The sequence below is a fragment of the Blautia fusiformis genome (assembly GCF_020686995.1).
GTDB lineage: Bacteria > Bacillota > Clostridia > Lachnospirales > Lachnospiraceae > Blautia_A > Blautia_A fusiformis.
On sequence record NZ_JAJEPT010000015.1, the window covers coordinates 71,410 to 91,440 of the forward strand.

The following is a 20,031-nucleotide window of genomic DNA, read 5'->3' on the forward strand; positions in this document are numbered from 1 at the left end:
GTAAGCCCTTCCGGTATCATATATCAACCCGTAAAATCAAACAGTGACATCTGATTGGACTGCGGGATATCTCCAAAAAGATCCATATCATCCATCAGATCGATAACGGTCTTGCTGACCTTGGTACGATCACGGAAATCATCCTTGGAAAGGAATCTGCCTTTTGCGGCAGCATCCACAACTGCCTCTGCTGCCTTATCTCCAAGACCCTCTATGGTATCCAGAGCAGGCATCAGTTTATCTCCGATGATCTGGAACCGGTGTGCCTTTGCCTTATAAAGATCGATCGGCACAAAATCAAAACCTCTGGCGTACATTTCCTGTACGATCCTCATATCCTTCAGTGTATCCTGTTCCTTCTTGGATGCCTCATCACCTTTTTTCCGGATCTCCGCCATATAATATTCCAGACGTTCTTTTCCCATGCACATCAGTTCATAGGAAAAGGAAGTGGCACGGATACTGAAAAATGCTGCATAATAAGCCAGTGGATGAAACACTTTATACCAGGCGATACGATACGCCATCATAACATAGGCTGCCGCATGGGCTTTCGGGAACATGTACTTGATCAGCTTACAGGACCAGATATACCAGTCCGGAACATCATGCTCTTTCATAGTCTGGATCCATTCCTCACGAAGACCCTTTCCCTTACGGACACTCTCCATGATGGTAAACGCCAGACCACTTTCCACTCCTTTTCCGATGAGATAGATCATAATATCATCTCGCGTACAGATTGCTGTGGAAATGGTAGCTGTACCATTCTGGATCAATACCTGGGCATTTCCAAGCCATACATCCGTGCCGTGGGAAAGTCCAGCAATACGTACCAGGTCGGAAAAATATTTCGGCTTGGTATCGATCAACATCTGCATGGCAAAGTCTGTACCAAACTCCGGGATCCCGAGGCATCCCAGCCTGCAGCCGCCGATATCCTCCGGACTGATCCCCAGAGCCTGCGTTCCCGCAAACAGGGACATGACATCTCTCTGGTCCAGCGGAACTGTTCTTGCACTGATGCCGGTCAGATCCTCCAGCATACGGATCATGGTCGGATCATCGTGTCCAAGTATATCAAGCTTCAGAAGATTTCCGTCAATGGAATGGTAATCAAAATGTGTGGTGATGATATCACTGTTCACATCATTGGCCGGGTGCTGCACAGGTGTAAATTTCTCAATCTCCTCACCCATAGGCAGTACGATGATACCTCCCGGATGCTGGCCAGTGGTACGGCGGACACCGGTACAGCCCTTCACGATACGGTTGATCTCACAGTAACGCTTGTGCTGCCCCCGTTCCTCATAATAGTTCTTCACATAACCAAATGCGGTTTTTTCCGCAAGGGTACCAATGGTTCCCGCCTTAAAGGTCTGCCCTTTTCCGAAGATAACCTCCGTATACCGGTGGGCATTGGCCTGATATTCACCGGAAAAGTTCAGGTCGATATCCGGCTCCTTATCACCTTTAAAACCAAGGAATGTCTCAAAAGGAATATCAAAGCCTTCCTTGTTCATCCTGGCACCGCATTTCGGACAGATCTTATCCGGCATATCACATCCTGCCATACCCGCGTATTTTTTCACCTCAGGGGAATCAAAATCACTGTATTTACAGTCCGGATTCGGACAGAGATAATGAGGCGGCAGAGGGTTTACCTCCGTGATACCGGACATGGTCGCTGCCAGAGAAGAACCTACAGAACCACGGGATCCAACCAGATAGCCGTCCTCATTGGACTTCCACACAAGCTTCTGTGCAATGATATACATTACCGCATAACCATTGGAGATAATAGAATTCAGCTCCCTGTCCAGGCGGTCCTCCACGATCTTCGGCAACGGATCTCCATACATTTCGTGGGCCTTCGTGAAACAGATATTCTTAAGATCCTGCTCGGAGTTCTCAATGACCGGTGGAAATTTATCCGGATGAATCGGTGATATCTTCTCGATCATATCCGCGATCTTATTGGTATTGGTGATCACCACCTCTTCCGCCTTTTCACTTCCCAGATAGGAAAATTCCTCCAGCATTTCCTCCGTTGTACGAAGATAAAGCGGGGCCTGGTTATCTGCATCAGAAAATCCGTTTCCTGCCATGATGATCCGTCGGTAAACCTCGTCCTGAGGATCCATAAAATGCACATCACAGGTGGCAACCACCGGTTTTTTGAACTGTTCTCCAAGTTTTACGATCTTCCGGTTTATCTCTTTTAAGTCTTCCTCTGAATTGATCATATCATGTTTTTCATCCGCAAGCATAAACGCATTGTTCCCAAGAGGCTGGATTTCCAGATAGTCATAAAAATTTACCAGTCTGGCGATCTCCTGATCCGGTGCATTGCGAAGAAGTGCCTGATAAAGCTCTCCTGCCTCGCAGGCACTTCCCACCAGAAGGCCTTCCCTGTATTTTTCCAGCACACTTTTGGGAACCCTTGGTCTTCTGTGATAGTACTTTAAATGGGACTGGCTTACCAGCTTGTACAGATTGATCCTTCCGGTCTCATTTCTTGCAAAAACAATAGCATGGTATGTGGGCAGCTTTCGGATGGTATCCGGTGAAACCGCACCCTGCCTGTTCATCTCATCCACATCAAAAATATCTCTTTCTTCCAGCATCTTTACAAACCGCACAAAAATCTCTGCGGTACATGCCGCATCATCCACAGCTCTGTGGTGATGATCAAGAGAAACACCTACTGCCTTGGCTACCGTGTCCAGTTTAAAACGGTTCAGGGCAGGAAGAAGGAATCTAGCCATACCAACGGTATCCACATAAGTAAAATCATCCGAAATCCCCTGCCGTTTACAGTTTTCAATAATAAAGCTCATATCAAAGTCCGCATTATGGGCCACCATTACGCAGCCCTCACAGAATTCCAGGAATTTCGGCAGTACTTCCTCTATCACAGGTGCATCCAGGACCATGGAATCATTGATGCTTGTCAGCTGCTCAATACGGAACGGAATGGGCACTTCCGGGTTTATAAAGGTGGAAAAACGATCTGTGATCTGTCCTTTTTCCACTTTTACCGCGCCAATCTCAATGATCCTGCAGGTTAGTGCTGAGAATCCCGTAGTCTCAATATCAAAAACAACAAAATCTCCATCCAGCCGCTGCCCTTTGGAATTGGTGACCATACCCTTCAGATCGTCTACCAGATACGCTTCCATTCCATAGAGCACCTTAAAATCAGACTCCTTTGGAACACAACCGCCCCAGGCATCAAAGCAGTGATTTGCCTCCGGGAAGGACTGCACCACGCCATGATCCGTGATAGCGATAGCCTTATGTCCCCACTCATAGGCACGTTTTACCAATGCCTTTGCATCGCTGACACCATCCATATCGCTCATCTTGGTGTGACAGTGAAGCTCCACACGCTTCTGAGGACTGGTATCCATTCTTGTGCTGGTAAAATTGGCGATTTTCTTGATACCTGTAATATTTCCAATAGTAAGCTCACTGTCAAAACGGTCAATGGTGGTAACTCCCTTCAGCTTCAGGAATGCGCCTTTTTTTACACTTTCCGTCACTTCCGGAACCTGCTCGTTACGCAGAAACATCTTCACAACAATACTGTCCGTAAAATCGGTCACAGGGAAAATCAGGATCGTTTTCTCATTTCGGATCTCACGAGCTTCCACATCCATAACCTGACATCGGATGATAACCTCACCCATCTCACCGGTAATGCTCTCCAGCGGAATCGTTTCTCCATCAAAATCTCTGCCGTAAACCACATCCGGATTGCTGTCCCTGCGGAATCCGAAGCTGCCGCGGAAATCCCCCTTCTGAACCTTCTGCTGTTTTTTGTCAACGGATTTCTTCTCGTTTGTCTTTTCGCCGCTCTTATCTCCAGAGGTTTTCTTTGTCTCTTCCCTGGCTGTATCCTCCTGCTTCGGTTCGCTTTCCTGATCCCCGCTGAGTTTGGCATGCTTCAGGACATTTTCCACTTCCTGTTTGATCTGAAGTGCAGCATTTTTCCGGTATTTACTCTCTTTCACTTCCACAAAATCCAGTTCCACTTTCAGATCCATACCGCAGCGTTCACAGAAAACCTTATGAAAATATTCAACAAGTATTTCGCTTTTCTGTCTGGAAATAACCGTATCCGGAAGCTCCATACGCAAGGTATCTTTTCCTGTAAAAATGATTTTTGATCTTCGGAACAGATTGTACTCCAGCATGTTATAGTTGCGCAACTCCATCTCCATACTGGAACGGTAGCTTTCCAGAAAGTTCTCCGGTGTATACTGCTCGGAAAGATGAAATTTTTCCACAACTGTTACAGTCATGGGAATCCCCGGAAAGCACTGCCGTTCGATCTCATCCTCCAGCGCAAAAATATTCTTCTTGTGTATCCAGCGGCTGCTTTCGATATAAACCATCAAATGAGTTCTTCCGGGGTTCATGGAAACCTTTGTCACAAATACCATGTCCAGAAGTTCTTCCAGCTCTTTCTTCACTTTAAGATGCGGAAATACATCAAAAAAATCTTTCTCCATTATGACTCCTGCTCATTCCAGGTAAGAAGTTCCTGACGAAGTGTATCCAGAAGATCCGTTTCCGGTACTTTTTTTACAACCTCTCCATGCCGGATCAGAAGGCCAACACCATCGCCTCCTGCAATTCCGAGATCTGCTTCCTTTGCCTCTCCCGGTCCGTTTACCACACAGCCCATAACCGCAACCTTGATATCAAGAGGAATATCCTGTACCATGGTCTCTACCTGGTTTGCAAGGCCGATCAGATCGATTTTTGTTCTTCCGCAGGTCGGACAGGAAACAACCTCCACGCCTCCTTTGCGAAGTCCCAGCGTTTTCAGGATCCTTTTGGCTGATTTCACTTCTTCCAGCGGCGCGCCTGTCAGAGAAACACGGATGGTATCTCCGATTCCCTGATACAGGATGAGCCCAAGTCCGATAGCTGATTTGATATTTCCCGAATACAGAGTTCCTGCTTCTGTAATTCCCACATGAAGAGGATACTGTGTTTTTTCTGCGATCAGTTCATGGGCTCTGGCGCACATGAGAACATCAGAAGATTTGATGCTGATCACAAGATTGTCATATCCCATCTCTTCAATGATGTGCACCTTATCAAGAGCACTCTCCACAAGTCCTTCGGCTGTAACACCGTGATATTTTTCTACCAGTTCTTTTTCAAGGGAACCGCTGTTTACTCCTACACGAATAGGGATATTCCGTTCCTTTGCTGTATCCACAACTGCCTGGATTCTCTCTTTGGAACCGATATTTCCCGGATTGATACGGATCTTGTCCGCACCGTTCTCCATGGCTGCAATGGCAAGGCGATAATCAAAATGGATGTCCGCAACCAGCGGAATATGGATCTGTTTTTTGATCTGGGATAAAGCCTTCGCAGCTTCCATAGTAGGAACTGCGCAGCGGATAATATCACAGCCTGCTTTTTCCAGTGAAAGGATCTGCGCAACCGTTGCTTCCACATCTTCAGTTTTCGTATTGGTCATGGACTGGATAAGGATCGGATTTCCTCCTCCGATAACACGATTTCCAATTTTTATTACTTTTGTATGATCTCTGTACATAAAAATCTCCTTTATGAATCCTGAAAGGCAGGTGTCTTCAAACGCCCTGCCTTTCCTTTCCGAACTATCTTTTTACTCTTACTCCTAACGTCGGATCTCCAGCAGCTTTGTTTTCAGTTCGTTTTCCATACGTCTCATATCTGCCTCTGCTGCCTGACGTTTTTCACGGCCTTCCTGCTGGATCTTCATCACATCATCCAGTGTCTGGATCAGTTCCTGATTGGTTTTTTTCAGAGTTTCAATATCTACAATACCACGCTGGGATTCCTTTGCAGTTTCCACAGATGCCAGGTGAAGCGTTTCCGCATTTTTCTTCAGAAGTTCATTGGTAAAATCCGTAACCTGCCGTTGTGCCTGTGCGGCTTCTGTGGAGTGCGCAATTCCTAGAGCCAGCACCATCTGGCTTTTCCAGAGAGGAATGGTATTTACAATGGTTGTCTGGATCTTCTCGATCATCGTCGTATCATTGTTCTGGATCATGCGGATCTGCGGTGCAGTCTGCATAGAAATGGTTCTGGTAAGCTCCAGATCATGAAGCTTTTTCTCAAAGCGGTCACATTTGCTTTCCAGATCATTGGCAGCCTGTGCATCTTCCGGAAGTCCGCTTGCCGCTGCCTTCTGATGCAATTCGTTGAGCTTGCCTTCTCTGACTTCCCTAAGCTTCTTTTTACCTGCAAGAATGTACATGGAAAGTTCTTTAAAGTATGCAAGGTTCTGCTCATACATTTTATCCAGCACGGCAGAATCTTTCATCAGACGCATCTGGTGCTGCTCCAGAGCTTCCGTGATCTTCGTCACATTTCCCTCGGCCTTTGTGTAACGGTTTTTCAGAGTTTCCACCTTCGCTGTCTGTTTTTTGAAAAAGCCGAAAAATCCCTTTTCCTCTGTGGCATCAAAATCCTTCAATTCTCCTACCACATTTGCAAGAAGCTCTCCTGCCTCCCCAAGATCCTGTGTCTTCACATTTACCAGCGCTGCATCAGAAAAATCTGCCATCTTCTTCTGAGTGCCGGCTCCGTACTGCAGGATCTGGTTTGTATTTTCAATATCGATCTTTGCTGCAAAATCTTCTACGATTTTCTGTTCCTGGGGAGATAACACCGGTTCCTCTACTGCAGGCTCCTGGGGTTTCTCCGGTTCTTTTTTTGCAATTTCTTCTTTTTCTTCCGTGAGATCCGGTTCCAGAGTCAGCACCGGTGCTTCTACCTCAAAGTCTTTAAATTCTTCTCCCATAAGCATTCTCCTTGATCAGCTGTACCTTCCGGCAGATGTCTGTATTCCAGCTTCTGATCTGCTCGTTGTACTTATTTCATTTCCGCATTCTGTTTCATTTTTTCGAAATCATCCTCTGTCAGTCCCTCCTGTGCCAGAACTGTATGCAGCACAGAAATATCGGTGGATACATCCCATGCGGTATCCCGGAATATGGAATCCAGAAGTTTCTCAAAAGCAATATTCAGTGTATCAATGGTTTCTTCAATTTCTTTCTTGGAAGCCGTGATATTCTCGCCCTGTACAGGCTGTCCATCCATATCCTCATAAGCATCCAGAAGCTTCACAGTCATGGGCAGATAGTAATCCATCATTTTCTTAAGATCCGGAATCACCTCCGGATGCTCTCCTGCACGCTCAAAAATTTTCTGAACGATCATTTCCATCCTGGAAATCTTTGCGGAAATTTCTTCCCCGGGAATGGCGTCATTGCTCTCACGGATCTTTACCAGAAATTCATTTCCTTTTCTCAGGACTTCCTGGGCTTCCGGACTCATATTCTCCTCCAGCTGAACCTTAGGATCTGCTTCCTGTTTACGAAGCTCCAGCTGCTTCTGTGTTTCCAGGTACTGCTGATAGGTCTCATTACTGGTGATCAGACAGGTTCCCTGCTCATCCACATGGCCTTCCAGAAACCAGCCCTTCTGGATCATTCTGCTGATATCTTTTTTTACAAATTTCTCGTTCTTTCCTGCTGCCTGGGCAAGCTTCTGAAAATTACAGTAGGTGTGGTCTCCCAGCGCACGGATATATTTCTGGAAACGTCCCAGTCTTCCGAGACGGCTTGTTCCTGCTCCAAGAAGAGCACCGCCACCTGCTGCGCCTGCACACATCACTCCAAGCACACCTGCTGCAAGTGCACCGCTGTGTCCAATGCCCATCCAGATCAGAAGCACCATGGCTCCAAGCCCCATGCCACTTAAAAGTATCCCACCGGAAACTGCCATCATCATGCCTTTGAGATTCTCACCGGTAGTCTTTCCGTAGAGCAGTTCCGACTGTTTCCTTGCAGCCTGCTGCTTTGCTTTTCTGTTTTTTCCGTAATAAGGGCTCTGGTATGTATAGCTTTTCTTACGGAATTCCGGATCAGCACCCGGATCAAACACGGAATTCAGCGCATTTTTTAGCGCTTCGCTTCCGGAATCAATGGCCTTATTTACTGTCTGGTTGATCGTATGGCTTAATTCGTGATAGCTGTTTGAATTCACTGCATTATCTACAATATCCTGCATCTTTTTTCCAAGGTCTTCAAATTCGTGATTGTCCATTTTTCCCTCCAGTCCATAGATAATTTTTATTATATCGAAATCATATTAAAATTACAAGCAAATGAAAAAAAGGAACAAAAAACTATTGAAGTCATCACGTAAAAGTTTTACAATGGTAAAAAGTAAAAATTGTAAACGGAGGAATCGTTATGGAAAAAAAGAACATCGACTGGTCCAGCATCGGATTCGCTTACATGCCAACCGACTACAGATACGTGTCTAATTTTAAAGATGGAAAATGGGATGAGGGTACTTTAAGCACAGACCCTAATATCGTACTCAACGAGTGTGCTGGTGTGCTTCAGTATTCTCAGAGTGTATTCGAAGGTCTGAAGGCATACACAACAGAAGACGGACATATCGTTACTTTCCGTCCTGACCTGAACGCAGAGCGTCTTGCTGCATCTGCAGCAAGACTTGAAATGCCGGTATTCCCGAAGGAAAGATTTATCGACGCTGTTGAGCAGGTTGTTAAGGCAAATGCTGCATGGGTTCCGCCATATGGTTCCGGCGCAACACTTTATCTTCGCCCGTACATGTTTGGTTCCAACGCCGTGATCGGTGTTAAACCGGCTGACGAATATCAGTTCCGTATCCTTACAACACCGGTTGGTCCGTACTTTAAAGGCGGCGCCAAACCGATCACGATCCGTGTCAGCGACTATGACCGTGCCGCACCTTGCGGAACCGGTAACATCAAGGCTGGCCTGAACTACGCAATGAGCCTTCATGCTATCGTAGATGCTCACAAACAGGGCTTTGATGAGAACATGTACCTTGATCCCAAGACTCGTACAAAAGTTGAGGAGACAGGCGGAGCAAACTTCATCTTCGTTACTAAAGACGGCAAGGTTGTAACACCGAAGTCTGACAGCATCCTTCCTTCCATCACACGTCGTTCTCTGATCTACGTTGCAAAGGAATACCTTGGACTGGAAGCTGAAGAGCGTGAGGTCTACTTCGATGAGGTTAAAGATTTTGCAGAGTGTGGTCTTTGCGGTACTGCTGCAGTTATCTCTCCTGTCGGAAAGATCAATGATCACGGCAAAGAAATCTGCTTCCCAAGCGGAATGGAAAAAATGGGTCCGGTCATCCAGAAGCTGTACGACACACTGACCGGTATCCAGATGGGACGTATCGAAGCACCGAAGGGATGGATCCACGTAATCGAGTAATTACCGGATTTTGATATTATACATAACATTCATTAAGTAAAAAAAACAGACCGCCGTATTTTTTTCGGTGGTCTGTTTTTTTATTATTTCTTCATTGTTTTTCTGTACAAAGCGGGCATTCTCATTCTGCTTTATGATCTGTGCTCACATTATCTATCTTTTCTCTCATATTTTACAAACGCATATTCCAGATCAAAGTATGTCTGTTCTTCACTCTCCGCTGTGATCTCCCAGTCCGGGTCCTCATCCAGGTTTGGAAAATACGCATCCGCTTCATATGCAAAATCGATTTTTGTCACATGAGCTGTATCACAGTACGGGAGCATCTGTTTGTAAATACTGTCTCCGCCGATACAGTACACATCCTCTGCCGGATATTTCTCCACTTCCTTCAGTGCTTCCTCGATGCTGTGAACGATCACCGCACCTTTTACCTGATAATCCCTGTTGCCGGAGATCACAATATTGGTTCTGTTTTTCAGAGGAAGTCCGTTTGGAAAAGATTCCAGTGTTTTTCTTCCCATAACAACCACTTTTCCTGTAGTTTCCTCACGGAACATCTTCATATCTGCCGGAATACTTACCAGAAGTTCATTATTTCTTCCGATTCCCCAGTTTTTATCTGCTGCAACAATAATATTCATTCTTTCTTCCTTTCTTTATGCAATTATACTGCAATGGGAATATTTTTAATCTGTGGCCATGTCTCATAATTCTCCACGATCAGATCATCGGTGGTGAATTTATAAAAATCCTTTATCTCCGGATTCAGTTTTACTGTCGGTGCAGGATACGGTTTTCTGGAGATCAGTTCTTTAATTACCGGAATATGACGATCATAAATATGGCAGTCTGCGATCACATGAACAAGCTCTCCGGCTTCCATATCGCAGGCCTGTGCGATCATCATGAGAAGAAGAGAATACTGACACACATTCCAGTTGTTGGCAGCCAGGATATCCTGAGATCTCTGGTTCAGCACCGCATTGAGTACCAGCTTGTCTTTTCCGGGTTCCTTGGTTACATTGAAAGTCATGGAATAGGCACATGGGTAAAGATTCATCTCATGGAGATCCTGATGTACATAAATATTGGTCATGATCCTTCTGCTGTACGGATTGTTCTTAAGATCAAAAAGAACTCTGTCTACCTGATCCATCATTCCCTCTTTATACTGATGCTTCACACCTAACTGATAGCCGTAGGCTTTTCCGATGGAACCGTTCTCATCTGCCCAGCTGTCCCAGATGTGGCTGTGAAGATCATGGATATTATTAGATTTCTGCTGCCAGATCCATAGAATCTCATCCATTGCACTCTTTAACGCTGTTTTTCTTAAAGTCAGTGCCGGAAACTCCTTCCGGAGATCATAACGGTTCACAACACCAAATCTCTTGATGGTATAAGCCGGAGTTCCATCCTCCCACACAGGACGTACCTTCTCACCTTCTGTGCTGGTTCCGTTTTCTATGACATCTTTGCACATGTCAATGAATATATTATCTGCAAGACTCATTTGTTGATTTCCTCCTGTAATTTTCTTCTATTCGATCCCGGGCTGCTTTTTTTCTTAAAAATGCCCCTGAAATTTATTTTATATTCTAACACATTTCAGTCCTTACTGTCCACTTCCCCTTTAACCTCCTATCCCATTTAACCTTCTCTCCCTGTTTTTCCTTTTCCCTGTTCTTTTTCTGTATTTTTCTGGACTTTTCCATGCGGGAGTGCTATATTAAGAGCCATGAAAATACTGATTACATTATTAAAACCTTTTTCTTTTGCACCTGCGATCCTGATGATGTGCGTGATCTACTCTTTTTCCGCACAGACCGGAGATGTTTCCGGTGCCCTGAGCTACAAGATCAGCTACCAGATCGTAGAAACCAAAAACGAAATATTAGCTTCCGGCAAAAGCCTGGAACAGCTTTCCCAGGAAGCTGCCGGTATCGAATTTTATGTCCGTAAGGCTGCTCACATGACAGAATACTGCCTGTTGGCCATATCTATTTCCTTCCCCATCTATGTATACGGAGTTCGGGGAATCTGGCTGATGCTCCTTGCCGGATTTGTATGTGTAGGATTTGCCGGACTGGATGAATACCACCAGTCTTTTGTAGAGGCCCGCGGACCTTCCGTAAGGGATGTAGGGATCGACAGCTGCGGAGCAATGATCGGAATTTTGCTGGTACAGGCATTCTGCTGGTCTACCTTACATACCCCCGGCAGAAAAAAATCTCGAAAAAAGCGCAGAAACGCACAAAGACGCAGATAACTGTTTTGCGATCTGCCTGATCTAAAAAACGGAACATACATAAGGATTTTTTTGCCTTATGATGTTCCGTTTTTGCTATTACTAATCGTCATATCTCAGCAGGCATTTTACTCTCACCTGCATCCAGTTTTATTTTTCGTCTTTCTCCTCCGGTGCGTCATCCAGATTTTCCGCAAGATGCGCCCGCTCCGCAATTGACATTTTTTTCTTTGCCACGGTTTCCGGATTTTGAGAAGCTTCCTCTGCCGCTTTTTTCGCAGCAGCTTCTTCCAGCTCATGTTTCTGTGCGCCAGCCTTTGCAAGATTACGGATCGCCATGATCAGAAGCACTGCTCCGATCACAACAAAAATACCTCCCGCTGCCAGAAATACCACACCGGAGTCTTCTGCTCCGCTTATGACACTGGCACAGAGACGATATCCTGTATACACAAGATAACCGCCTGCAAAGATCCACAGAAGACTGCTTCTTGTGGAAGAATTTCCCTGTCCGGAATTCTTTTCCTCAGCAGTTTCCTGCTGCAGCTCTTCCTTATTTTCTCTTTTCTGTTCTTCCATGATGTATTTCTGTCCTTTCTGATATCCTTATATTTCTCTATTTGTCAGATATCTTTTCCCTGTCAGCTTCTGTTTTTTCCTTCTCTTCCGTTTCTTCTTTTACAAGTCTTCCATAAAGCTTTGTCATTTTATAAATCTTCTGAATAATTGTTTCATTGAGCTGGCCTTTTTTCATACGCCACTTCCAGTTGTCACCAAGAGTTGACGGTTCATTGATCCTTGCCTCATTTCCAAGGCAGAGATAATCCTGTACCGGGATCACGCAGCGATCTGCAACACTGGACATCGCCGCACGTATCATGCTCCACACTGCCGCAGTCTCATGCTTGCCCTCACAGCCAATATAGGCCCTGGCAAAATTTCGGTCATGCTGGCTCAGATTGCGGAACCATCCTCTTGTTGTCTCATTGTCATGAGTACCTGTGTAAACAATGCAATTCCTTTCATATCTATGCGTCAGATACGGACTGTCCTCATTCTCGTCAAAAGCAAACTGCAATACCTTCATTCCCGGGAATCCGGATTCTTCCACCATCTCGATCACACTGTCTGTAAGGAGACCAAGATCCTCTGCGATCACATCCAGCTTTCCAAGATTCTTTTCAAGCGCACGGAACAGATCCATTCCCGGTCCCTTTTCCCAGTGACCGAACTCCGCAGTTTTATCTCCGTACGGAATGGAATAATACTCATCAAAGCCTCTGAAATGGTCGATCCTTACCACATCATAAAGCTTCATACAATTTGCCATTCGGCGTGTCCACCATGCATAGCCTGTTTTCTTGTGATATTCCCAGTCATAAAGCGGATTTCCCCAGAGCTGCCCTGTGGCGGAAAAAGCATCCGGCGGGCATCCGGCAACGCCGATCGGAATATTTTCCTTATCAAACTGGAACAATTCCGGCTGTGCCCAGGCATCCGCACTGTCAAACGCAACGTAGATCGGGATGTCTCCGATCATCTCCACTCCCTTAGCATTTGCATAAGCTTTCAATGCTGTCCACTGTTTAAAAAAGCAGAACTGCTGAAAACAGTAAAATCCCACTTCTTTTGCAAACTTCTCCCTTTTTTCAGCCAATGCAGCTTTTTCTCTGTTTTTGAGTTCCGTAGGCCATTCGATCCAGCTGATCCCATTCAGGCTGTCCTTGATTGCCATATACAGGCTGTAATCTTCCAGCCAGGCAGCATTTTCTTTTACAAACTTCCGGTACTCCTGATCTGTCTCACAGTCATAATTTTCAAAGGCTTTTCTCAAAAGCCGAAATCTGGAATTATAAATCTTCTCATAATCCACATAGCTCTCGTTTGTACCCCAGTCACAGTCCTCGCAATCACTTTTATCCAGATATCCCTCTTTTACAAAAGCCTCCAGATCAATAAAATACGGATTTCCCGCAAAGGTAGAAAAAGACTGGTATGGTGAATCTCCATATCCGGTAGGTCCGAGAGGAAGAATCTGCCAGTATTTCTGTCCTGCTCTTGCCAGCTGGTCTACAAACTCATATGCTTCCTCAGAAAAGCATCCGATCCCATATTTCGATGGCAGACTGGACACTGGAAGTAAAATCCCACTTGCTCTCATAATTTACGAATCCTCCTGTTTTCTCAGTAGTTGCGCCCTCTCACAGATGTCTGCAGGAGCACTCAGATTTTTATTATATCACTCTGTCACAGAGCGTTCAAAGTCCTTTTTTGCAGATATATGTAAATATATCATGATAAACCTTTTCCCTGTCTTTCTCATTCAGGATCTCGTGGCGCATTCCCGGATATAATTTTCCCCGGACATCCCGGTATCCTGCACAACGCATGGCACGGACAGACTTCGCAAACTGTCTCACATTTCCCATGCAGGGATCCTCCGCCCCACTAATAAACAGCACCGGCATTTCCGGCTTTGTACACTTCCAGTGCTTCACATCATAGGCTCTTTTCATCAGGTCAAAAAGTGCCAGATATGCATCATCCGTAAAGGTAAATCCACAGTATTCTGAATCCGAATAATCCTGCACAACCTGCGGATCAGAGCAGATCCAGGAAAAACGGTTTTTTTCTTTTTTAAAGTGCATTGCATAGCTTCCAAAAGACATCATCTCGATCAGACCCGCACTGTGTTTAGGCCCGAAAACAGTCTTTCCCGCCTTTGCCAGAGCTACTCCGACCGGCCGAAATGCATTATAGCTGGGTGAGCCGCAGACGATCAGCATATCCATACAGCTGTCATGATGCGCTGCATAGGCACGAACTGCCAGAGAGCCCATGCTGTGTCCGAAAAGGATCAGCGGAATACCTGGGAAATGATCCTTGATCAAGCAGTTCACCGTATGGATATCCTGCAGCATGGCATCCGCCCCACCACCGTACATATATCCAAGATCCTCTTTACTGCGTACGCTTTTCCCATGGCCACGGTGATCATGGATCACACTTATATATTTTCGCTCTGCCATATATTCCATAAAAGGAATGTAGCGTTCCTTGTACTCACTCATTCCGTGAACGATCTGTATAATCCCACGGTATTTCTCATTACGTTCCAACTCCGGCACTACTGCCAGGCAGGAAATTTCCAATCCGTCTGCTTTTGAAGGAAATGAATACTGAATTGTCCGTAACATATATTTCACCTCACCTTTTCTGCTGCATAAAGCGGGCATTCGCATTCCGCTTTGTCACCTGTACTCAACCACTTTTTCTGTGTCTTCCAGTATATCATAACACAGGGGGTTTCTCAAACAGTAAACCTATGATATAATCGTTACGGTAACATAGGGTGATGCTGTTTGCCCGCAAATGCAAACAGATATCCTCTGACCCACCCACCCGAAAACCAGAATGACTTATTGTAAGGAGGAATAATGAATACAGAAGACAATAATGATTTTTATGACGATGAGCTCTCCAGATCATTGATCTCCAATGATTTTGAAGACGACACTCCCCACAGAAAGAAAAAAAGCAAAAAGCCTCTTGTGATCTGTCTGATCATCCTTCTGATCGCTGCCGCAGCCGGCGGAACCGCCTGGTATATGATGCAGCGCCATAAACCGGTAGAAGCCACAGAAGAATTTCTCACAGGCATGCAGAACATGGATTTTACCACAATGGAGAACCTTCTCCAGAGTCATGATCTCAGTGCTCTGGATGATGCAGATATCCGTGATTCTGCTTACACAGATTTCTTCACTACCGTCAACAAAAAAATGACCTACAAGATCACCAAAAACAAATTTGACATCCAGAACGGAACTGCCAGGATAACGGTTCACATGAAATATATTGACGGAACCAATATCTATGCAGCAACTATTCAGGAATACACCCGTAAGGTTGCTGTCGCAGCCTATGCCGGAAAGGAAATGACACAGGATGATATCCAGGAAATGCTCGCTGCACTTCTTGCCGAAAATGCTTCCACAGCTGATGAGAAATACAGTGAGATCGATATTACCTATCCTCTGATCAAAATCGGCAGCGACTGGAAGATCGTTTCTCTGGATGACACCACAGTCAAGGTTATGTGCGCAAACTTCAAAAGCGTAAAAGACGAAATATCATCCCAGCTTACGGATGACAGCACAGATAGCAGTTCTGCCGCTGCAGAGGATTCTTCCACCCCAGGCAGCACGGCCTCTGCTGAGGGTACAAGTGCATCCATTGATATTACAACTGACAAATTCTCCGTCCGTTTCAAACAGTTTGCGATTTCCAAGGACTACGGCGGAAATCCCTGTCTGATGATCTACTACGACTATACAAACTCCGGCGATTCCCAGTCCAGTGCATTTGTAGACTTCACCCTGCAGGCTTCCCAGAACGGAGAAGTTCTGGAAGGAACTTATCCGGAAGCCAGCGATGATGCTGTAGATAACTACATGAGCACCATTGATCCCGGAAAAACCGTCACTGTATGCCAGGTATTTCTTCTGAAGGATACTACCAATGATGTAACGCTTCAGGGCAAAGAAACTCTGAATGTAAGCGGCGGACAGACAACCTCTCAGATTCTGAAGCTGAAGTAAGATATCGGAATCGCCTGGCGGATATTTACGATCCAAATTCGATAAACCGGAAATTTACATTTTATCTTGCATATGAAAGGAAAACGGAAATTTCTCCTTCATGATTTTTTCATGGCTGGCAGAAATTTCCGTTTTTCTTTTTCTCATTCCTGTGTATATTTTTTCGATTCCATGAAAAACTATTTCCTGTATAACGAAAGGATGGTGACTTATGTCAAATAAATGTCTGCAGTACTTCACCCTGACCATTGCTGTGGTCGGTGCCATAAACTGGGGTCTGATCGGCTTCTTTAATTTTAATCTGGTAGCATTCCTGTTCGGAAGCATGAGCTGGCTCTCCCGGATCATCTACGGACTTGTAGGCTTATGCGGGCTTTATCTTCTGACCTTCTATACTCTGATCGATCAGGGTGAAACAACTGAATAAGCTACGCAGTAACACATAACGCGAAAAATCCTCTGCTGCATAAAAATAAAGCAGAGGATTTTTTCGCAACAAAAAAGAACTCTGATCATCCTCAGAGTTCCGAAGAGCGATAGACGGGGCTCGAACCCGCGGTCTCGACCTTGGCAAGGTCGCGCGTTACCAACTACGCCACTATCGCACAAGCGGGTGATGGGAATCGAACCCACGTATCCAGCTTGGAAGGCTGGTGTTCTACCATTGAACTACACCCGCAGTTATGAAATTATAAATCTTCATCCTTCGATGAGAGCGATAGACGGGGCTCGAACCCGCGGTCTCGACCTTGGCAAGGTCGCGCGTTACCAACTACGCCACTATCGCATAAGCGGGTGATGGGAATCGAACCCACGTATCCAGCTTGGAAGGCTGGTGTTCTACCATTGAACTACACCCGCGCATCGTCGCTTCGGTGATTACCGATCGCTTGACCGCTGCAACGATGATTAGTATATAGCATGCTGTTTTATTTGTCAACAGGTTTTTTGAAATTTTTTATTTTTTTTATTTATTGGATTTTTTATCAATACTCCCATACATTTGTGGCAGAAACCTGGGCCTTCGGTTTCTTGATCACAAGCTCCGGACTTTTTGCACTGACCTTGGTATTTGCAGGAATGGATTCTGTGATAAAGGTATTACCACCTATAATCGTATTCTCTCCTACAACCGTCTCACCACCGAGCACTGTGGAATTAGAATAGATCGTTACATTATCACGGATCGTCGGATGACGTTTTACATTGGCAAGCTGCTGTCCCTTTCTTGTGGAAAGCGCTCCCAGTGTCACTCCCTGATACAGTTTTACATTATTTCCGATTTCTGTAGTCTCACCTACAACCACACCGGTACCATGATCGATAAAGAAATACTCTCCGATGGTCGCTCCCGGGTTGATATCGATTCCTGTACGGCCATGAGCATATTCCGACATCACGCGCGGGATAAATGGGATCTCTTCTTTATAAAGAACATGTGCCAGACGATACACGTAGATAGCAAATAATCCCGGATATGAAAAAATGATCTCTTCCTTGCTCTTGGCTGCGGGGTCACCATCAAAACCAGCCTGTACATCTGTCAGAAGCAGTCTCTGGATCTCAGGAAGCTGCTCAAAAAATCCACATGCAGTTCTGTCTGCATGAGCTGCTGCTTCTTCCGGTTCCTCTCCGTGATAAAGAAGTGCGATCTCGATCTGATTCTTCAATCTGTCATAAAGATCATTCAGTCTGTGTCCCACATAATACTCCGGAAATACGGTAGCACTGGTATCCGTACTGAAATATCCCGGAAATACAATAGATTTCAGATCTCTTACTATATCAATGATCACCGAACGGTTCGGCAGACGTCTGCCGCTCTTCGGCATAAAAAGTTCTTCTGAAGCATAATTCTCAGTAAGACCCTTCGCCGCTCTGAGAATCGCTGATTTCTTATCGCTCATAATTCCCTCCATTTCTGCACATCCACTTCTGTCTGTACACTTTATCTCATTATCATATTATAGTCTGGAAGATTCGTCAATAATACAAAAAAGAAAAGTTTTAAAAAAGATTGACCTTTCTCCGGATACCTTATATAATAATAAAGGTTTGCATCCGGAGATGTACCCAAGTGGCTGAAGGGTCCGCACTCGAAATGCGGTAGGTCGGGCAACCGGCGCGAGGGTTCAAATCCCTCCATCTCCGCTTTTCTGCCGATTTATGACAGGAAGAATTTTATTTATATTTTATTATACAAAAAGCACTCTCATCTCTTGACAATTGTATATTTTATATGTATAATTGCAACAGTGATGAAAACACAATTTAATATAGGGGATTGGTCAAATGGTATGATAGGGGTCTCCAAAACCTTTGGTGGGAGTTCGATTCTCTCATCCCCTGCTATTAGAATCGCTGAAAAACCTTAATTAAGGATTTTCAGCGTTTTTTATTGTATGGCAGAAAAAGTGATCGCCCGGCCTGTCATATCAACATCCGGGCGATCACTTTTCAATATTTTACTTCTCACTGCATTCATATCGTGAAAATCTCTGCACGTATCCACATGCGCTTATCACTTCAGTTTCTTCAGATTATCCGGTCCAAATCCAAATGGCAACAGTTCCTTTAACGTAAAGATATCATATTTTTCTCTGCTGACTGCCAGTATGATCTGAAAGGTTTCCGGATCACAGAACTCCATCATAACCTGTCTGCATACTCCACAGGGTGCTGCATACTCTGTAGGAACACCATCCTTGCCGCCAACGATACAGATTGCCTGAAAGTCTCTCATGCCTTCACTGACCGCTTTGAAAAAAGCAGTTCTTTCCGCACAGTTTGTTGGAGTATAGGCAGCATTTTCTATGTTACACCCGGTATAATAGGTACCGTTTTTTGCAAGAAGTACCGCCCCTACATGAAAATGTGAGTATGGCGCATAGGAATAGTCCATCTGTCTGATCGCCAGATCGATCATTTCTTTGATCTGTTTTTCTTCCATAATTTTCCCACCTTTCCTGAATCAGGCATGTATACGTTATTCTTCTTTTTTCTGTGCCTGATCTGCACGAATCAGTTCACGGATCGCCTGTACTGCAACCTGGATTGCCTTATCGGTATCATGTACCACAGGATTATCCAAACCCAGCTTTTCTCTTTCCTGATTTGCAAGCACCAGGAAGCAGGAGCCCACACGTACTTTTAAATGGCTTGCCACTATAAAAAGAGCAGCGGATTCCATCTCCGACGCAAGACAGCCGAGACGTTTCCACGCTTCCCATTTATTCATCAGTTCATAGCTGACCGGCTTGGTTTCCGGCTCATGCTGGCCATAAAAGGAATCCTTACATTGTACCACACCTGTGTGGAATTCACATCCTTCTTTCTTTGCTCCTTCCACAAGTGCATTGATCACTTCCAGATTTGCCACTGCCGGGAATTCAATAGGTGCATACTCTTTGCTGGTGCCCTCCATGCGGATCGCGCCCGTTGCAACAACAATATCACCACTTTTTACCTCCGGCTGCATTCCACCGCAAGTTCCGATGCGTACAAATGTGTCAGCCCCGCACCGATAAAGCTCTTCCATTGCGATAGAAGCGGACGGTCCGCCGATTCCGGTAGATGTCACACTTACCTTCACTCCGTCCAGTGTTCCGGTGTATGTTACGTATTCCCGGTTATCTGCTACCAAAACCGGATCATCAAAATACTGTGCGATCTTTTTGCAGCGTTTCGGATCTCCCGGTAAAATAACGTAACGTCCCACTTCTCCTTTTGCTACCTGAATGTGATACTGTCTGTCCGCATCCTCTGAATAATTTTTCATGTTTGTTTCCCCCTTTCTCAGCTAACAGTTTACCTATTCCTTATGAATAAAAAAAGACTGCATTTTCATACAATCCAGTCCTTTATTCTTTTATTTTAACCTTGC

The 20,031-nt window shown here is 45.2% G+C and carries 16 protein-coding genes and 6 tRNA genes; 6 read left to right on the forward strand and 16 right to left on the reverse strand.

The window, feature by feature from the left end:
• Nucleotides 1–23: 23 nt before the first annotated feature.
• The 4 genes from LKD46_RS12990 to LKD46_RS13005 all read right to left on the reverse strand — a co-directional run bounded on the left by LKD46_RS12990 (nt 24) and on the right by LKD46_RS13005 (nt 8,121).
• The gene (locus tag LKD46_RS12990) at nt 24–4,517 is read right to left on the reverse strand and encodes a PolC-type DNA polymerase III (protein ID WP_227574212.1); all 4,494 of its coding nucleotides are present in this window, start codon (nt 4,515–4,517) and stop codon (nt 24–26) included.
• Entirely contained in the window at nt 4,517–5,581 is a 1,065-nt protein-coding gene (gene ispG / locus LKD46_RS12995) for a flavodoxin-dependent (E)-4-hydroxy-3-methylbut-2-enyl-diphosphate synthase (protein WP_129975633.1), read from the reverse strand. The genes LKD46_RS12990 and ispG overlap by 1 nt, the downstream gene beginning before the upstream one ends.
• Before the next feature lie 84 nt (nt 5,582–5,665).
• Nucleotides 5,666–6,814, reverse strand: coding sequence for a toxic anion resistance protein (locus tag LKD46_RS13000; protein WP_059085427.1), 1,149 nt, complete (start codon nt 6,812–6,814; stop codon nt 5,666–5,668).
• A 71-nt stretch (nt 6,815–6,885) separates the two neighbouring features.
• On the reverse strand, nt 6,886–8,121 hold the full coding sequence (locus LKD46_RS13005) for a 5-bromo-4-chloroindolyl phosphate hydrolysis family protein (RefSeq protein WP_147603475.1): 1,236 nt from the start codon (nt 8,119–8,121) through the stop codon (nt 6,886–6,888).
• Nucleotides 8,122–8,270: 149 nt separating this feature from the next.
• On the opposite strand from LKD46_RS13005, the gene LKD46_RS13010 reads away from it, so the two are divergent.
• Nucleotides 8,271–9,296 carry a branched-chain amino acid aminotransferase gene (locus tag LKD46_RS13010; RefSeq protein ID WP_118609044.1) on the forward strand — a complete coding sequence of 342 codons (1,026 nt, stop codon included), beginning with the start codon at nt 8,271–8,273 and terminating at the stop codon, nt 9,294–9,296.
• A 149-nt stretch (nt 9,297–9,445) separates the two neighbouring features.
• Here the strand turns inward: LKD46_RS13010 and LKD46_RS13015 are convergent, their stop codons facing one another.
• Nucleotides 9,446–9,940 carry a dihydrofolate reductase gene (locus LKD46_RS13015; protein ID WP_227574213.1) on the reverse strand — a complete coding sequence of 165 codons (495 nt, stop codon included), beginning with the start codon at nt 9,938–9,940 and terminating at the stop codon, nt 9,446–9,448.
• Between the two features lie 23 nt (nt 9,941–9,963).
• Complete coding sequence (gene thyA / locus LKD46_RS13020; RefSeq protein WP_015524333.1) at nt 9,964–10,812, reverse strand: thymidylate synthase; 849 nt, start codon at nt 10,810–10,812, stop codon at nt 9,964–9,966.
• A 225-nt stretch (nt 10,813–11,037) separates the two neighbouring features.
• Between thyA and LKD46_RS13025 the strand changes: the two genes are divergently transcribed.
• Nucleotides 11,038–11,568 carry a VanZ family protein gene (locus tag LKD46_RS13025; RefSeq protein WP_059085423.1) on the forward strand — a complete coding sequence of 177 codons (531 nt, stop codon included), beginning with the start codon at nt 11,038–11,040 and terminating at the stop codon, nt 11,566–11,568.
• Nucleotides 11,569–11,697: 129 nt separating this feature from the next.
• Here the strand turns inward: LKD46_RS13025 and LKD46_RS13030 are convergent, their stop codons facing one another.
• From LKD46_RS13030 to LKD46_RS13040, 3 genes are all read right to left on the reverse strand, one after another.
• Nucleotides 11,698–12,126 (reverse strand): hypothetical protein, encoded by a 429-nt coding sequence (locus tag LKD46_RS13030; RefSeq protein WP_092071388.1) that lies wholly within the window; start codon nt 12,124–12,126, stop codon nt 11,698–11,700.
• Nucleotides 12,127–12,163: 37 nt separating this feature from the next.
• A complete protein-coding gene (gene malQ, locus LKD46_RS13035) occupies nt 12,164–13,708 on the reverse strand; it encodes a 4-alpha-glucanotransferase (RefSeq protein ID WP_110103455.1) in 1,545 nt (514 codons plus the stop codon).
• Nucleotides 13,709–13,805: 97 nt separating this feature from the next.
• Nucleotides 13,806–14,744, reverse strand: coding sequence for an alpha/beta fold hydrolase (locus LKD46_RS13040; RefSeq protein ID WP_110103467.1), 939 nt, complete (start codon nt 14,742–14,744; stop codon nt 13,806–13,808).
• Between the two features lie 240 nt (nt 14,745–14,984).
• Here LKD46_RS13040 and LKD46_RS13045 point away from each other — a divergent pair, with 240 nt between their 5' ends.
• A complete protein-coding gene (locus tag LKD46_RS13045) occupies nt 14,985–16,148 on the forward strand; it encodes a DUF5067 domain-containing protein (protein ID WP_227574214.1) in 1,164 nt (387 codons plus the stop codon).
• A gap of 211 nt (nt 16,149–16,359) precedes the next feature.
• Nucleotides 16,360–16,575 (forward strand): DUF378 domain-containing protein, encoded by a 216-nt coding sequence (locus LKD46_RS13050; RefSeq protein ID WP_015524323.1) that lies wholly within the window; start codon nt 16,360–16,362, stop codon nt 16,573–16,575.
• Between the two features lie 105 nt (nt 16,576–16,680).
• Here LKD46_RS13050 and LKD46_RS13055 read toward each other — a convergent pair.
• From LKD46_RS13055 to epsC, 5 genes are all read right to left on the reverse strand, one after another.
• Nucleotides 16,681–16,753: transfer RNA gene (locus tag LKD46_RS13055), tRNA-Gly, on the reverse strand.
• A gap of 3 nt (nt 16,754–16,756) precedes the next feature.
• Nucleotides 16,757–16,827: transfer RNA gene (locus LKD46_RS13060), tRNA-Gly, on the reverse strand.
• A gap of 35 nt (nt 16,828–16,862) precedes the next feature.
• Nucleotides 16,863–16,935: transfer RNA gene (locus LKD46_RS13065), tRNA-Gly, on the reverse strand.
• 3 nt (nt 16,936–16,938) lie between these two features.
• A tRNA-Gly gene (locus tag LKD46_RS13070) sits at nt 16,939–17,009 on the reverse strand.
• Between the two features lie 125 nt (nt 17,010–17,134).
• A complete protein-coding gene (gene epsC, locus LKD46_RS13075; RefSeq protein ID WP_022426729.1) occupies nt 17,135–18,055 on the reverse strand; it encodes a serine O-acetyltransferase EpsC in 921 nt (306 codons plus the stop codon).
• A gap of 156 nt (nt 18,056–18,211) precedes the next feature.
• On the opposite strand from epsC, the gene LKD46_RS13080 reads away from it, so the two are divergent.
• Together LKD46_RS13080 and LKD46_RS13085 are read left to right on the forward strand one after the other, a co-directional pair.
• Nucleotides 18,212–18,299: transfer RNA gene (locus LKD46_RS13080), tRNA-Ser, on the forward strand.
• A gap of 127 nt (nt 18,300–18,426) precedes the next feature.
• Nucleotides 18,427–18,497: transfer RNA gene (locus LKD46_RS13085), tRNA-Trp, on the forward strand.
• Between the two features lie 172 nt (nt 18,498–18,669).
• Here the strand turns inward: LKD46_RS13085 and LKD46_RS13090 are convergent.
• Nucleotides 18,670–19,098, reverse strand: coding sequence for a cytidine deaminase (locus tag LKD46_RS13090; RefSeq protein ID WP_015524321.1), 429 nt, complete (start codon nt 19,096–19,098; stop codon nt 18,670–18,672).
• A 36-nt stretch (nt 19,099–19,134) separates the two neighbouring features.
• Nucleotides 19,135–19,926 carry a uridine phosphorylase gene (gene udp, locus LKD46_RS13095; protein WP_059085420.1) on the reverse strand — a complete coding sequence of 264 codons (792 nt, stop codon included), beginning with the start codon at nt 19,924–19,926 and terminating at the stop codon, nt 19,135–19,137.
• Nucleotides 19,927–20,031: the final 105 nt, after the last annotated feature.

Excerpts from the sequence above, each read along its gene's own strand:
- LKD46_RS12990 (WP_227574212.1), bottom strand. The coding sequence starts at position 4,517 with ATGGAGAAAGATTTTTTTGATGTATTTCCGCATCTTAAAGTGAAGAAA.
- LKD46_RS13050 (WP_015524323.1), top strand. The coding sequence starts at position 16,360 with ATGTCAAATAAATGTCTGCAGTACTTCACCCTGACCATTGCTGTGGTC.
- thyA (WP_015524333.1), bottom strand. The coding sequence starts at position 10,812 with ATGAGTCTTGCAGATAATATATTCATTGACATGTGCAAAGATGTCATA.
- LKD46_RS13005 (WP_147603475.1), bottom strand. The coding sequence starts at position 8,121 with ATGGACAATCACGAATTTGAAGACCTTGGAAAAAAGATGCAGGATATT.
- epsC (WP_022426729.1), bottom strand. The coding sequence starts at position 18,055 with ATGAGCGATAAGAAATCAGCGATTCTCAGAGCGGCGAAGGGTCTTACT.
- LKD46_RS13000 (WP_059085427.1), bottom strand. The coding sequence starts at position 6,814 with ATGGGAGAAGAATTTAAAGACTTTGAGGTAGAAGCACCGGTGCTGACT.
- malQ (WP_110103455.1), bottom strand. The coding sequence starts at position 13,708 with ATGAGAGCAAGTGGGATTTTACTTCCAGTGTCCAGTCTGCCATCGAAA.
- LKD46_RS13010 (WP_118609044.1), top strand. The coding sequence starts at position 8,271 with ATGGAAAAAAAGAACATCGACTGGTCCAGCATCGGATTCGCTTACATG.
- ispG (WP_129975633.1), bottom strand. The coding sequence starts at position 5,581 with ATGTACAGAGATCATACAAAAGTAATAAAAATTGGAAATCGTGTTATC.
- LKD46_RS13030 (WP_092071388.1), bottom strand. The coding sequence starts at position 12,126 with ATGGAAGAACAGAAAAGAGAAAATAAGGAAGAGCTGCAGCAGGAAACT.
- LKD46_RS13045 (WP_227574214.1), top strand. The coding sequence starts at position 14,985 with ATGAATACAGAAGACAATAATGATTTTTATGACGATGAGCTCTCCAGA.
- LKD46_RS13090 (WP_015524321.1), bottom strand. The coding sequence starts at position 19,098 with ATGGAAGAAAAACAGATCAAAGAAATGATCGATCTGGCGATCAGACAG.
- LKD46_RS13040 (WP_110103467.1), bottom strand. The coding sequence starts at position 14,744 with ATGTTACGGACAATTCAGTATTCATTTCCTTCAAAAGCAGACGGATTG.
- LKD46_RS13025 (WP_059085423.1), top strand. The coding sequence starts at position 11,038 with ATGAAAATACTGATTACATTATTAAAACCTTTTTCTTTTGCACCTGCG.
- udp (WP_059085420.1), bottom strand. The coding sequence starts at position 19,926 with ATGAAAAATTATTCAGAGGATGCGGACAGACAGTATCACATTCAGGTA.
- LKD46_RS13015 (WP_227574213.1), bottom strand. The coding sequence starts at position 9,940 with ATGAATATTATTGTTGCAGCAGATAAAAACTGGGGAATCGGAAGAAAT.